7 protein-coding genes and 4 pseudogenes are annotated in these 14,292 nt (G+C 51.3%); 4 read left to right on the top strand and 7 right to left on the bottom strand.

What is annotated here, in order from left to right; translation table 11 throughout:
* Window positions 1-264, top strand: a 264-nt coding sequence (locus A31E_RS23735) for an alpha/beta hydrolase (RefSeq protein ID WP_016248309.1), incomplete at its 5' end; no start/stop codon positions are given.
* A gap of 115 nt (window positions 265-379) precedes the next feature.
* Here A31E_RS23735 and A31E_RS26700 read toward each other — a convergent pair.
* Window positions 380-523 (bottom strand): annotated as a pseudogene (locus A31E_RS26700) (IS3 family transposase); the annotation flags it as partial.
* Window positions 524-586: 63 nt separating this feature from the next.
* On the opposite strand from A31E_RS26700, the pseudogene A31E_RS21140 reads away from it, so the two are divergent.
* Window positions 587-1,023, top strand: a pseudogene (locus A31E_RS21140) (transposase); the annotation flags it as partial.
* A gap of 55 nt (window positions 1,024-1,078) precedes the next feature.
* Here A31E_RS21140 and A31E_RS23730 read toward each other — a convergent pair.
* A pseudogene (locus A31E_RS23730) lies at window positions 1,079-1,302 on the bottom strand (ESPR-type extended signal peptide-containing protein); the annotation flags it as partial.
* Between the two features lie 422 nt (window positions 1,303-1,724).
* Here A31E_RS23730 and A31E_RS0122045 point away from each other — a divergent pair.
* Together A31E_RS0122045 and iroN are read left to right on the top strand one after the other, a co-directional pair.
* Complete coding sequence (locus tag A31E_RS0122045) at window positions 1,725-1,985, top strand: hypothetical protein (protein ID WP_000076221.1); 261 nt, start codon at window positions 1,725-1,727, stop codon at window positions 1,983-1,985.
* Between the two features lie 303 nt (window positions 1,986-2,288).
* Window positions 2,289-4,466: a siderophore salmochelin receptor IroN gene (iroN, locus tag A31E_RS21150; RefSeq protein WP_001259003.1), complete on the top strand. Its 2,178-nt coding sequence runs from the start codon at window positions 2,289-2,291 to the stop codon at window positions 4,464-4,466.
* 44 nt (window positions 4,467-4,510) lie between these two features.
* Here the strand turns inward: iroN and iroE are convergent, their stop codons facing one another.
* The 5 genes and pseudogenes from iroE to A31E_RS23720 form a co-directional block, all read right to left on the bottom strand.
* Window positions 4,511-5,467: a catecholate siderophore esterase IroE gene (gene iroE / locus A31E_RS21155; protein ID WP_016233124.1), complete on the bottom strand. Its 957-nt coding sequence runs from the start codon at window positions 5,465-5,467 to the stop codon at window positions 4,511-4,513.
* A gap of 84 nt (window positions 5,468-5,551) precedes the next feature.
* The gene (iroD, locus tag A31E_RS21160; protein WP_000933675.1) at window positions 5,552-6,781 is read right to left on the bottom strand and encodes a catecholate siderophore esterase IroD; all 1,230 of its coding nucleotides are present in this window, start codon (window positions 6,779-6,781) and stop codon (window positions 5,552-5,554) included.
* 103 nt (window positions 6,782-6,884) lie between these two features.
* A complete protein-coding gene (gene iroC / locus A31E_RS21165) occupies window positions 6,885-10,544 on the bottom strand; it encodes a salmochelin/enterobactin export ABC transporter IroC (RefSeq protein ID WP_016248308.1) in 3,660 nt (1,219 codons plus the stop codon).
* Window positions 10,545-10,683: 139 nt separating this feature from the next.
* Window positions 10,684-11,799, bottom strand: coding sequence for a salmochelin biosynthesis C-glycosyltransferase IroB (gene iroB, locus A31E_RS21170; RefSeq protein ID WP_001318220.1), 1,116 nt, complete (start codon window positions 11,797-11,799; stop codon window positions 10,684-10,686).
* A 1,310-nt stretch (window positions 11,800-13,109) separates the two neighbouring features.
* Window positions 13,110-14,127, bottom strand: a pseudogene (locus tag A31E_RS23720) (DDE-type integrase/transposase/recombinase); the annotation flags it as partial.
* Between the last annotated feature and the right edge of the window lie 165 nt (window positions 14,128-14,292).

Below are 14,292 nucleotides of genomic sequence, written 5' to 3'. Positions count from 1 at the left end.
AAAACTCGCCTGAAAAATACAGTTCTGCCCTCGGGTTTACTGTTTGTTGCACACAAATACGACCCAACAACGCCCTGGATTAATGCTCGCAAGATGGCAGAGAAATTTTCCAGCCCGTTGCTGACAATAAATGGTGATGGGCATACATTAGCTCTTACCGGAGTCAATTTATGTGTGGATAAAACAGTTGTACATCACCTGATCACTCCCAAGAAAGCAGAAAATATATTCTGTCCTGGAAATGCTGAAGTAGAGACACAATAACTTCAAAATAGTCTGCTATTTGCTCCCAATACGAAACATATATTGCATTGGGAGTATATTCATATTTTAGACTTTCTTGTATGAGTGAACTGCTCCGGGTTTCCTTGAGAGTGTTTTATCTGTGAAATCGGGCTGCCAAATCATTGTTTTCGATGGAAGCATAATAAGCTTGTTCTGCTGCTGTCAAAGTAATATGGCCCAGTCTTTCCAGCAATCGTCGATTGTTATACCAGTCCACCCACGTTAGTGTTGCCAGCTCTGATCTTACCCACCAATAGTGGACACAGGACTAAGTGAGTAAACTCTCAACCAGAGGTGACTCATGACAAAACCAGTATCAATCAGCAAGAAGCCCCGTAAACAACATACGCCTGAATTTCGTAACGAAGCCCTGAAACTCGCTGAACGCATCGGTGTGGCCGCCGCAGCCCGTGAACTCAGCCTGTATGAATCCCAGCTTTATGCCTGGCGCAGTAAACAGCAGCAACAAATGAGTTCGTCAGAGCGCGAAAGCGAACTGGCCGCTGAAAATGTCCGCCTTAAACGACAACTGGCGGAGCAGGCTAAGGAACTGGCCATCCTCCAAAAGGCCGCGACATACTTCGCGAAGCGCCTGAAATGAAGTATGTCTTCATCGAAAATCATCGGGCAGAGTTCAGCATCAAAGCGATGTGTCGTGTACTTCGGGTTGCCCGCAGCGGCTGGTATGTCTGGCTCAGGCGTCGTCACAGTGCCTGTGGCGGTCTCAGCCCGGAACAATTTGAAAACCATAATCTCGCTTAGGGCCGTGTCCACATTACGTGGGTAGGATCAGTCCTTTATTTTCTGCAAAGTCGCAGTATGTCTGGTAAGGATTGTTGCACCAACCGTTGATGCAGCAGCAACGGTTGGGAGTAATGCAGATAGTGCCATAGAGGTAAGTACTGAAAGTCTTTTTCCTCTGCGGGTACTCCCTTTACATACCCTTCGGGCCAGTTCAGAGACAACCTTTACTGTGCTAGTAATATAACAATATTTTAGAGTGTATATTTTATTCATAGTAAATGATTCCGGAATATATATTACAAGGTTAAATTAATAACAATAGACAATTTCAAACGAAAGTATTGTTGAATTGTGCGCTAATTATTAATTAGCCACCTAACCATGAGTGTAATTTAGTTCACATTTATGATTATATAAAACTGCAATGTTTTGTAGTTGCTTGCGAGCCACACTTATGGTCTTGCACTAATGCAATTACAGAAATATGGTATATATGGATATCGACGATGCTTGTTGATTGCTATTTAAAATTGCGTGGCGATTCAGAACGGATATATATCCTATTTTTCTGAAGCTCAGATTAGTTCTTTTCACTCTGTTTTAGCACTTATGTCTTGCATTATATTTAGTGTTAAATATCTTAATGATTCAGTGTAGATAATCCTGTATTGCTACATGATGCGCTGTAAGCAGTGGTGTCGCAGGATAATCTGGTAACGCTGACTCATCAGCCACAAGTTTTTTTGGAAGAGACGGCACAGCAGACCCTGTTTGCCTTACTGAGTCTGATGGAGAGGCAACAGGTGGATAATCTGCCGGGCTGGATGCTGACGATGATTAAAAAGCCCATGAGGGAGTTTTCTCGCCGCAATTATTCAATTAGAGAATCCTTGGCCCGAACAACCAATATTCTTCGCGTCCCCATGAGCAACTGCGACAAAATTCCTGATGATTGACAGGTATACGGAGTTGCCGGTGGCAACAGTGGTACAAGAAGTATACTAACTGGCACTGCAAACAGTAATTTAGAAATGTATTTGATAAAAGTGTAATGAAATAAAAATGCACGTCACTAGTGTAACTATTTGATATATATCGATATTAATGTTTTCATGTCACTTAGGATTGCCTTGATTTCTGTTAAATGGTATTTATTATCATTCTCGTAATAAAAATCATAATTGCAGTTAAACGTATCTGGAAAGGATGTGAGCTTAACGATCAAACATTTTAAGTTAGGCATTTATTAGGGAATAGGAATGAGAACTCACAAGCTCCTCTGGCCGCTAACCGCGCTCCTGGTTGGGTTTAATAGCCAGGTATCAGTAGCTAAATCCTCCGACGACGATAATGACGAGACTCTGGTGGTGGAAGCCACCGCTGAGCAGATATTAAAACAGCAGCCGGGAGTGTCGGTTATTACCAGCGAGGATATTAAAAAGTCCCCTCCGGTAAACGACATTTCAGATATTATTCGTAAAATGCCTGGTGTCAATCTTACCGGCAATAGCGCCTCGGGCACACGCGGTAATAACCGCCAAATCGATATTCGCGGTATGGGGCCGGAAAACACCTTAATTTTAATTGATGGTGTACCGGTGACGTCACGTAACTCCGTGCGTTATAGCTGGCGTGGAGAGCGTGATACCCGCGGTGACACCAACTGGGTGCCACCGGAACAGGTTGAGCGTATTGAAGTGATCCGCGGCCCTGCGGCGGCGCGCTACGGTTCGGGGGCAGCCGGGGGGGTGGTGAACATCATTACCAAACGTCCCACCAACGACTGGCACGCTTCGCTGTCGTTATACACCAACCAGCCGGAAAGTAGCGATGAGGGCGCTACGCGTCGCGCCAATTTCAGCCTTAGTGGGCCTATGGCTGGTAATGCTCTTACCACGCGTTTGTATGGTAACCTGAATAAAACGGATGCTGACAGTTGGGATATTAATTCTCCGGTCGGTACGAAAAACGCAGCCGGGCATGAAGGGGTACGTAACAAAGATATTAACGGCGTTGTCTCGTGGAAATTAAATCCGCAGCAGATTCTCGATTTCGAAGCCGGATATAGCCGCCAGGGGAATATCTATGCGGGCGATACGCAAAACAGTTCTTCCAGTGCAGTTACCGAAAGCCTGGCAAAATCCGGCAAAGAGACGAACCGCCTGTACCGACAGAATTATGGTATTACGCATAATGGTATCTGGGACTGGGGACAAAGTCGCTTTGGTGTTTATTACGAGAAAACCAATAATACCCGCATGAATGAAGGATTATCCGGCGGTGGTGAAGGGCGTATTTTAGCGGGTGAAAAGTTTACGACCAATCGCCTGAGTTCCTGGCGAACCAGCGGCGAGCTTAATATTCCTTTGAATGTGATGGTTGATCAAACGCTGACCGTTGGTGCAGAGTGGAACCGCGATAAGCTCGATGATCCTTCCTCTACCAGCCTGACGGTGAATGACAGAGATATCAGCGGTATTTCTGGCTCTGCTGCGGATCGCAGCAGTAAAAATCATTCTCAAATCAGTGCGCTGTATATTGAAGATAACATTGAGCCGGTTCCTGGCACGAATATCATTCCCGGCCTGCGCTTTGATTATCTCAGCGACTCCGGCGGGAACTTCAGCCCCAGTCTGAATCTTTCGCAGGAATTGGGCGATTATTTCAAAGTCAAAGCAGGGGTTGCCCGAACCTTTAAAGCCCCAAACCTGTATCAATCCAGTGAAGGCTATCTGCTCTACTCGAAAGGCAATGGCTGTCCAAAAGATATTACATCAGGCGGGTGCTACCTGATCGGTAATAAAGATCTCGATCCGGAAATCAGCGTCAATAAAGAAATTGGGCTGGAGTTCACCTGGGAAGATTACCACGCAAGTGTGACCTACTTCCGCAATGATTACCAGAATAAGATCGTGGCCGGGGATAACGTTATCGGGCAAACCGCTTCAGGCGCATATATCCTCAAGTGGCAGAATGGCGGGAAAGCTCTGGTGGACGGTATCGAAGCCAGTATGTCTTTCCCACTGGTGAAAGATCGTCTGAACTGGAATACCAATGCCACATGGATGATCACTTCGGAGCAAAAAGACACCGGTAATCCTCTGTCGGTCATCCCGAAATATACTATCAATAACTCGCTTAACTGGACCATCACCCAGGCGTTTTCTGCCAGCGTCAACTGGACGTTATATGGCAGACAAAAACCGCGTACTCATGCGGAAACCCGCAGTGAAGATACTGGCGGTCTGTCAGGTAAAGAGCTGGGCGCTTATTCACTGGTGGGGACGAACTTCAATTACGATATTAATAAAAATCTGCGTCTTAATGTCGGCGTCAGTAATATCCTCAATAAACAGATCTTCCGATCTTCTGAAGGGGCGAATACCTATAACGAGCCAGGCCGGGCTTACTATGCCGGAGTTACCGCATCATTCTGATCGTAGTGTTTCAGGCGTACTGCCCGCGTAAAAGCGGGCAGTGTTTAGTGGCTTAACTCATGACAACCTGCTGTGTAATTTGCGTTTTCACCACTGATATCTAACAGTGCCTGGCGAAAGGAGGCATTGAACATCGGCCCGTGTCCCAGGTTGGGGAAATCCCAAAATACGGCATTGACGCCTTTATCTTTCAGTATAGTGAGGGTGTTATGAATTTTCGACAGCACCCCGACAGCATGCGTTTCCCGGTTATCACCCTGTGTCGCCGAGCCTTCCATTATCGCCAGGTGTTTGGCGCAGAATTGCAGAGGCTCAACCGCCGTAACGCGGCTTAGCAAAGCATCATAACCTCTGCCCAACGACGGGCTGGCGCTGTAGTACGACCGGAAGTAAGAGGAGGACAGCCAGGAATCCAGCACGAAGAGGCCGCCGTAGGAGTGCCCCCATAAGCCGCGGCGTTGCCGATCGATATTCAGTCCCTGTTCCACTTTTGGGGCAATACGCGTTTCCAGTAACTGGCGGAAGTTGTTGCTGCCACCACTCTTACGGCTAAAACGCCCTGAGTGGAGATCTGTTTTTCTGCTTTCTGCTGCTGGCGTATAGTCGTAAGCCCTGCTGTTGAGATCGAAAGGGAGGTTGGTCTGATACCCGACAGCCACGATCACTGGCGGTGTTTTTTCTGACAATTGTTTGAGCAGTTCGTCATCCAGGCGATCCATAACTGCGTTACCGTCAAGCATATATAAAATCGGGTAACCCGATGCCGGTGCGGTTGTATTCGGCACGGCCGTCCATACCCGATAATAGCGTGTGCCATCGACAGAGTCGAAAGAGGTGACGCTGAAATGGTAAAACACGGAGCCTTTATCGGCTATATTCGGCCCCAGTGGCCGCATATCCGGCTTCGCATAAACTTGCGCACTACAGATAAGGGTGAGGCAAGAAAGATGAAAGAAAATCGCTTTATGCGGGCGTGTTGAGCGATACTCGCGGGCATACATCTGATGATTATTCCTTTTCCGCAGGTGACTATTTGATTTATTCAGGAAGTCTGTACCGTTTCCTGAAAGTGTTTGTGGGTCAACTCAACCCTGTAGTAAACCAATCCCGTCAATCAGTGCACCGCGCCACCATGCGTAATCGTGACCACCGGTGTAGATTGCGCAATGGCTTTCGACGCCAGCGGTAATCAGCCGCTGGTGAAGCTGCTGAACGTGAGGCACTGTCGAACCTTCCAGCGATCCCACGCACAGGCTGATACGTACGCCCTGCGGTGGGGCAGAAAGCAGATGCTCACTCACCCATGAGGTATCGGTTTCGCTGAACAAGCCTGGTCGACTGGTTCTTTCTGGCGTCCACCACATTGAAGGAGAGTGGCTGAGCACCAGACCGAACGTTTCCGGTGCGTAACGAGCCCCCATTAGCGCACTGATCCCGCCGAGGCTCTGCCCGGCCAGCACTGTGCGCGAACGGTCTGCCCACTGACGCTGCGGTTGTTCAGCGCGAATCATCGGCAGCAGATGTCCGGCGATATCCTTTATCAGTTTGCTGCGCCCGCCGAGTATCTCAGTGCGTTCATGTTCATTAATGTTGTCAATGCCCAGTACAGCCACGGGCACGATGCGTCCGTTATTTATGGCGGCGTCAATTGCTGCGCATACGCCAAGGTGATCAAACCATGTTTCACCATCGGGCAGCACGACCAGCCCGAGGGGCTGAGAAATATCAACGTCCGGAATATAGAGCCGAACCTGGCGAGATTTCCCGGCGATAATGCGCATGGAGGTAAGCAGTTGTCCGGTGTGGAAGCCGCCGTTCCATTCCGACAGGGCGGGAGCTTTATCAAGTGTCAGCACTGATTCCTTTGCGTTTCCCCGAACGTTGATCTCCGGCATTTTGTTTAGCGGATCGGCCTTTCCGGCAAGGGTGGCAAAACGGCCTCCGGACAGTGCAATCGTCTCAGCCGTAGTGCCGGGGGGGATTTCCAGCAGCGAATAGGAGCCGCAGTAACTTGCGGGTAAACGCAGTGTCAGTGTCCAGATATCCGTTTCGGGAAGGGCGCTCATCATTCCTTTTTCTACGTGCTCTTTATCCGTCACCCGGTTCAGACGCAGATAAACGCCCTGCAGAGGATGTCGGGCGCGCCACAGAAAGGTCACTTCTCGCTCATCTTCCGCTCCTTCGACTGGCGTCACAAGAGGAACATTCAGCGACTCAGCTTCGCGCCAGAAGTCAGTAAGGTTAGCAATGTGGCCCGCTGCCAGTTGGTTGCGCAGGCTGGCGATAGCAGAGGGGTGTTGTTGCATGTTCAGCATTCATACTCTTTAAAAATTAAGGATGTCAGTATAAATAATTAAAGCGGCTATTCACGGTACCGCCGCTTCTGACTGTGTTTTTAATACATTACGTGTCCAGTAACTATCCCGGGGTTTCCTCCTTCATGTTGTGCTGGCGATGGAGCGCAGTACTGCTGACGCTGTCATGCCATAAGCGGGTATAGAGGCCGCCCGCAGATAACAGCTGTTCGTGGGTTCCGTATTCCGCAAGTAACCCCTTATCAATAACGGCAATCAGATCGCAGCGTTGCGCGGTGGTCAGACGATGTGCAACAATCAGCGCCGAGTGCTTCCCGGCATGCACGACATCTGTTAACGATGACATCAGTCGTTCTTCGGATGTGCGATCCAGACATGACGTGGCTTCGTCGAGCAGCAGGATGTGAGTATTCGCCAGTTGCGCGCGGGCCAGCGCAATCAACTGGCGCTGACCTGCGGACAGATCGGCTCCGCCGTTATTCACCGGTGTCCGGAATCCCTGCGGCAGATTGCACACCATCTCATACAGCCCTGCCCGCTGTGAGGCAATTTCAACGTCTTCATTGGTGGCGGATGGCCGTGAATAACGAATGTTTTCTGCAATATCACTACTAAACAGTGCTACATCCTGATCGACAAGCCCAATCTGGCGACGATACTCAGTGAGCGAGGCATCATCGAGCATTTGCACACCGATTCTGATGTTGCCGTGCGTGGGGAAATACAACCCGGCAATCAGCTTAATCAGCGTCGACTTACCCGCACCGCTGCGACCGACGACCGCGACAACCATTCCCTCTGGGATCGTCAGGGTAAGTTTGTTCAGAGCTGGCTCGTGACTGTCGGGATAACTGAACGTGACCTCATCAAGATGCAGTGCACCGGTGACAGGGAGGACCGAAGAGGACCCGAGGTTCTCAGTGCCTTCTGTCGCCAGTAGTTCATCAATATGTTTGCCGCTGGCTGTCGCCTGCTGCCAGGCGTCGACAATCCCTGATAACTGCTGCACTGGCCCATAGAATTGCCCCAGCAACAGGAAGAAAGCCGCCAGTACCCCGGCAGTCATTTCTCCAGCGGCGACCTGCGAAGCTCCCACTAACAGAACAGCGGCATAGGAGGCCTCGGTGCAGAATGTCAGGAACGGAAAATAGACTGCAAGGTATTTTTGTGCTCGCACACGGGTTGCGCGGAAACGCTCCGATAACGCGCGCAGCCGGGCGCCCTCCAGTTCCTGCTGACCATGCGATTGCACGACACGCATGCCAGAGACTTTTTCCTGCAGGGTGCTGTTGACTTTGCCTATTTCCAGCCGTGCCTGTGCATAAGCAGGGGTACTGAGGCGGCGATAAATCATGGTTGCCAGTGCGGCCACTGGCACTGCGCTTAATGCCGTCAGCGCCAGGAACGGGTCGAGCCAGAACATGGTGGCGGCGATTGCGAACATCGTCACCAGACTGGTGGCCGCACCGGCAAGGCCGTTTTGCAGAAAGCGGGCGAGAGAGTCCACATCAACGGTCATGCGGGTCAGACGCGAATCGGCATGCTTTTCATGCCAGGGGAGTCCAAGACGCAGCATATGGCCGAAGCTGCGCAAGCGCACCGAATGCTGAACTGATTCCGCCGCTCTGGCGGCGAAGACCGTCTGCAGAGAATAACTGCACCAGCCCACAATGACCAGGCACAGGGCGAGCAGGGCACAGAGGCCGATGGTCGACATATCGCCTGCGGCGACACCGGAGTCAATGCCGTGCTGCAACAGTATCAGCACCCCTACGCCTGCCGCAGAATCGAGTGCGATCAGCAGAGCGGCGATGACGAACATCCACGCCACAGGCTTCAGTAGTGACGTGACTTTGCGACCTTTACCGGCCAGCGCCTGCTGTACTGCATTTTCCGGTACGCGGGTCATACGGGCGACAAAACCTTTATCCCCCGTATCCGTTACATCGTCTTGTGTCGCTGGTTCAGCCGGCCACAATTCGTTGTGGCTATTGTGGGACGTGGCCAGAAAATCGCTGTCGCCGGTCATCAGTGCGCGGAACGCCGGACAGCGCGCTTCAAGTTCTGCCGGGGTTCCGGTATCCACCATACGGCCCTTATCCAGCACCACAACCCGGCTGGCTAGCTGAAGCGTTGAACGCCGTCGGGCAATCACCAGCAGCATATGCCCTTCGTCAGCATAGCGACCCAGCGCGGTATTAATCTCCGCTTCCGTAACAGCATCAACCGCTGAGGTGGTATCATCCAGGATTAACACGTCCGGTGCAGTAATGAGCGCCCGCGCCAGCGCTATTCGCTGCCTCTGCCCGCCGGAAAGATTCGTACCCCGTTCGGTTAACAGGCTATCGAAGCCTTTCGGCAGGGCGTTGATAAAATCGCTGGCTCCTGCAGCAGCTGCCGCACGGCGAATGTCGTCCGCCGTTGCCTGAGGGTGGCCATAGGCGATATTTTCCGCCACCGTACCGGCAAACAGAAAAGCATCTTCAAATACGATGCCTACCCGGCGACGAAGCGCCTCCAGTCTGATATCGCGAAGATTTTGTCGGCCTTCGCTGGTGTTGAGCCATATCTTTCCGGAGCAGGGATCATAAAAACGCGCCAGCAGCATCAACAGGGTCGATTTTCCTGAACCCGATGCGCCCACCACCGCCACGGTTTCACCGGCGCGCAGGGAAAAGGAGATATCGCTGAGGATATGTCTGTCGCCATGGTGGTAGTCAAAGCTCATATTCTCCAGTTCCAGTCCGACAACCTGACTGTTAATCGACTCCGTCCCGTCCTCCATCTGTGAACGGGTGTCGATCAGTGCAAACACCCGCTCCACGGACGCCTGAGTGCGCTGTGCGATAACCAGAAACGATGCCAGTACGCGGGTTGGCCCGGTCAGCATCGCGAGGAAGCTGGCGAATGCAACGAAGGTACCGAGATCGATCCGCCCGTGCATGACCGACCACCCGCCGTAGCACAGTAGGACGATTTGCCCGAGCACCGGTAGCGCCAGCATGGTGGCCCCAGGCATCGCCTGCGAGATAACCGCACCGATGCGTACACGCACAATCTGCCGCGACTGCCTATCGAGCCAGTGCGTTTCACGCATCTCTGCCACACAGGATTTTACCACTGAGATCTGTGCCAGCACCTCGCGTATATGTTCGGTGAGATTCGCCAGTTGGTCCGAGGCCAGCCCGGTTTGCGCGAAGACCCTACGACGCGCACGAAGCGCGGTGATCGCCAGGCATACCAGTACGCACACGACGATAAGCGTCATGGCAGGGGACATCCACAGCATCACGGCAATGCCGGCAATGTAATAAGTGAACACTGCCAGCGGCACCGGGCACATCTGCAGCAGGGTATGCACCTGCTGCAGATCGCTGTTGGTCCGTGAAATCACCTGCCCGGTGCGCAGCGCATCCTGGCCTGCGCCGTCAAGTTTCTGAATACTGTCGAATACCCGTCCTCTGAGGGTATGCTGCACCCAGAGTGAGAGCATCCCGGCATAACCACGGCGCACATAGTTACCGATGAAATCAAAAAAAGCGATCAACAGTAACCCGCAGGCCAGCCACGGCAGGCGGGCCGGATTGCCCGCCAGTGCGTCATTCACAGCCTGTCTTGTCAGCAGTGGCGTCAGCGCAGCCAGCAAAATAGTCGATACTGACGCTACCACCACGATGACACTAAGTTTCTTACGTTCCCAGCACACGCGCGCTAGGCGAACTATCCATGACTGAGCCGGTGTGGGAGTGTGATTCGCAGGCATTAAGCCTCCTCCGTCTGTAAAATACGATCCACTGGCCGGATCGTTCCGCAAAAAAGCCAGCACGCTCCGGTCCCGCATTGTTATGGATGCATGACTCCTGGATGGGTGCTGGCATATGATTATCATGAAGGTGTAGTGGCTACCCTTTCTGTACCATTGTGATCAGGCTTTTCGCCACTTCACCTGGGCAGGGTTGCGCCGCCATTTCCGCTGCTACCTCTTCAGAGGCTTTGCGAAGTGAGCGATTGTTGAGGAAAGCATTGATCATGTTACTCGACAGGCCGACGTCGCCAGGGATAATCCCGCAGCCGCGTTCGGCAACAACGCGGGCATTTACCGGGCGATCGGCTCCTTGGCCGAAGACGATTTGTGGAATACCAGCGTGTAGCGCTGTCAGGGTATTGCCTGCTCCGCCATGATGAATGAAACCATCTGCGCCGTTGAGGAAGACACCCATGGGTATCCAGTCAACCAAGCGAACATTTGACGGCAGCGAGCGCAAATCGGACCGCGCATTGGCTGAAATATGCAGGATGATCTCGGCATCGACCTCACTGGCAGAATCCATAACCCAGGCGATTAGATCAAGGCCGTCAACCATCGGTTTGACAGTGCCGAGACTCACCAGCAGACGTTTACGCTCGGGCCTTCTCTCCCACCATGGTTCCCACACCGCGCCACCGTTATACGGGACGTACTGCATCGGAATAATGGGTTCACCGTCGTTTTCCAGAATGCTCATACTCGGCGGTGTTACGTCGATCCAGGCCATATCACGTGGTGTGGCCCCCACATTGTGGCGACGATAGGCGTCCGTGAGCGAACGCGTTACACCCTTGATATGCCAGGGGGTATGGCCGAAGCCTACGGTTTGCATCACGACCGGTATATCATATTTGGCGGCAATCAGCGGCCCGATGACTCCGAGCGGAGGGTAGATGATGAGGTCAGGCCGCCAGTGTCCGGCAAACTCCACCAGATGGTCGGCCATTTCTTCGCTGAAGAATGAGAAGTTGCCCATTTGGGTTCCGATATTACTTTTTTTCCGCTGTGCCTCATGGTGGCGGTAACCAGCTTCGGAATCCAGACCGGGTGCGGCGTCAAACACCACCAACCCGGCCTCTGCCGCTTTTTGTGCGAATTGTCCTCCGCTGGCGATCAGCACTTCATGACCGTTAACGCGAAATGCCTGCGCCAGAGACAGCACAGGATACAACAGCCCATAGAGAGGCGGGCCTACAAACAAAATACGCATGAGAAAATCCCTCTCCGCTTGACGATCTAAATCAGGCAGTCGACGCACTCATATGCCAGCAGCAGGACACTACTTTTCGTTAAACCTGCTTTACCAGATGCTGCGCCATTTGTGCTTCACCAGCGTTATGGACAGCTCAGTCAGAGACTTTTCCGTGACATACACAGGTGAATAGGGAACTCCGTATCCCCACTTCCATTAACGCTTACGCGCCATTGTCCTGTTGAACAGCCCAAATGGCGTCGGACAGCTACGCCGGGATGTTCTGACGCATTTGTGCAGTGTTAGACCGAACAACGAATCTGGAAAGAACCGTGATTTCTTAGACACACGATGCATCATCCTGATAGTCTCGCCTTCACTGGTCTGTAAGTAAAAACGCCGTTGTACAGGCGATGTTTGTTCCCTTTCAACCTTACCAGAAACAACACAGACACAAATGCTAATGATAATAATTACCAATATCATTTAACTATTGCAACGGTAATTAAAACTTAATAAAAAGGGAAGCTCCCAGAGGGCTATCTGGGGATATTTAAATTGAAACCTATGCTGCTACAGACCGTGGAGAATATCTTGCAAACGCTGAGCATGCTGTTCCAACTCACCGGAAGGCTGATAGACGTTAAGGCATTGGTGAGCGGTTCTGCCGTCGCCAAAAATGTATAGAGAACTCCGACCAGCAGCGTTTCATCCTCTGTCTATAGCGCAAGCGTGTCGAGAACTACTGCTGATATTACGCTGTTGGCGAATAATCCGATTTTTGCTCCTGACCAGGTGAGTTTTTTCGGCTTTTCGCTGCCAGTGTCAGGCTTTCACGTCATCATTTTGGATACGTTATTTCACTAAATGGTCATTGTTAGGGAAAAGAGAATGTGTGATTAGGTCGTTTAGCGTTGCTTTCCATCACACTCTAGCCAATTCACAACTATGGGCGGTTCTCGACGATTCCAGGTCGGGTTGACGGGACGCTAGTGGTTTCAAAGCTTGGTCAACAGATAACGATTGAAAAAGTCATGATCTTACTGAAGTTGTGCGGATAGTGAGTAATGCCGCGAGACGAACTGGCCGGGAGATTGATGGAACTTTAAAAATTATCTCTTAACGCATTTACGAATGCAAAAAGTCTATTTTTTGGTTAGCGGAGAATTTGTTAAAAGAATCCAGCATAGTGAATCCCCCTGCGCGGCTGTCTCTTGATCAGATCTCCTGATAAAGAGACTTCATCACCAGCCTCAACCATATCCTGAAGTCTGAACCAGCCATCCCACATATCTACCCAACCGGGGCGGCCTGTGCGTTTGCTGTGTATGGGTCCACCACATATTGCAATTTTTGTTCTCTTTTAAAATATATTCCACGGGCGTCATTAGTGCGGGCGCCTTGTGGAGTCTTTTGCTGTTATACAGCGCCAGATATTCCGCCAGTTTCAGGTTAAACAACGCCAGATCCTCAAAGAGTAAATTTTCATTAAATTCAATAAATTGCTCTCTTAATGCCCGGTTAAAACGTTCACAGATAGAGTTCATTTTTGGCGTGTAGGGATAGGTCCAGAGGTGTTTGATGGCGGCTTCCTGCAGCGTTTTGTCAAAGCTTCCCAGGAACTCTTTCCCGTTATCTGTGATGATCTGGCTGATACCGACAGGGAACAGCCGGGCTGCGCGGCTGAAAAAGTGATTGACGATATCACTGTTGAGCGACGGCACAGCCAGCGCCAGTACGTAATCGCTGTGTTCGTCGATCATGGTAATGATATAGCGACGCATTTCACCCATTCTGAGCTCAATGGCGTCCATCCCAATGAGCTCTCCGGTCTTTACCGGACGGTAGTGCTTTGGCCTGCGGGGTTTGGTGGTTCGCTTTTTGACAAGCAGAGCCTTACCCCGCGAGCTCAGACGTACTGGTATCATCCGCATTTTATCGTGTGCGGTGGCGATCATTCTGCCGATGGTGGAAACACTCGGGCAGGTCTGATGGCGTTATGCGCACCAGGGCTTCAGGCGAACAAAAATCTGCTCTTTACCGAGGTTCGGCAGCTCTGTCCTGAGGCGTCGAATCTCTTTCAGCACATCGGGATGCCAGTGCTTTTTTCGTCGCACCAGAGGTGCCTTACTGTGCGGGATTAGCCCCTCAGGTCCTCCCTTGTTCAGTAACTGACGCCACCAGTAAAGCGTGCGGCAGGATACGCCAAAGGCTTCAGAAGCTGCAGAAATACCGTGTTTATCCCAGAAGTGCAGAGCCTTCATTCTCATTGTTGCTATATCAGCCATCACTGAAAGCCTCAACGCATAATCGGCTGCTTAGGATAGCCAACCTCAGGTGCTGCATTTGCATAGTGCAATCTCCCCTTACTTATCCGGAGGCAATTGCAATATCTCTGTGAACTTACACTGTGTATCATCAGGTTATTATGTGAGCTGGTAAATCAGATTTTGCATGGACTGAAATGATGCTGTTATTTAGGGACAAAGAACCGACTTTTTCTCTTGCCTC

Source organism: Escherichia sp. KTE159 (assembly GCF_000408805.1).
Lineage (GTDB): Bacteria > Pseudomonadota > Gammaproteobacteria > Enterobacterales > Enterobacteriaceae > Escherichia > Escherichia marmotae.
The sequence above is the reverse complement of the archived record's forward strand: the minus strand, read 5'-3'. Positions and strand labels throughout refer to the sequence as shown.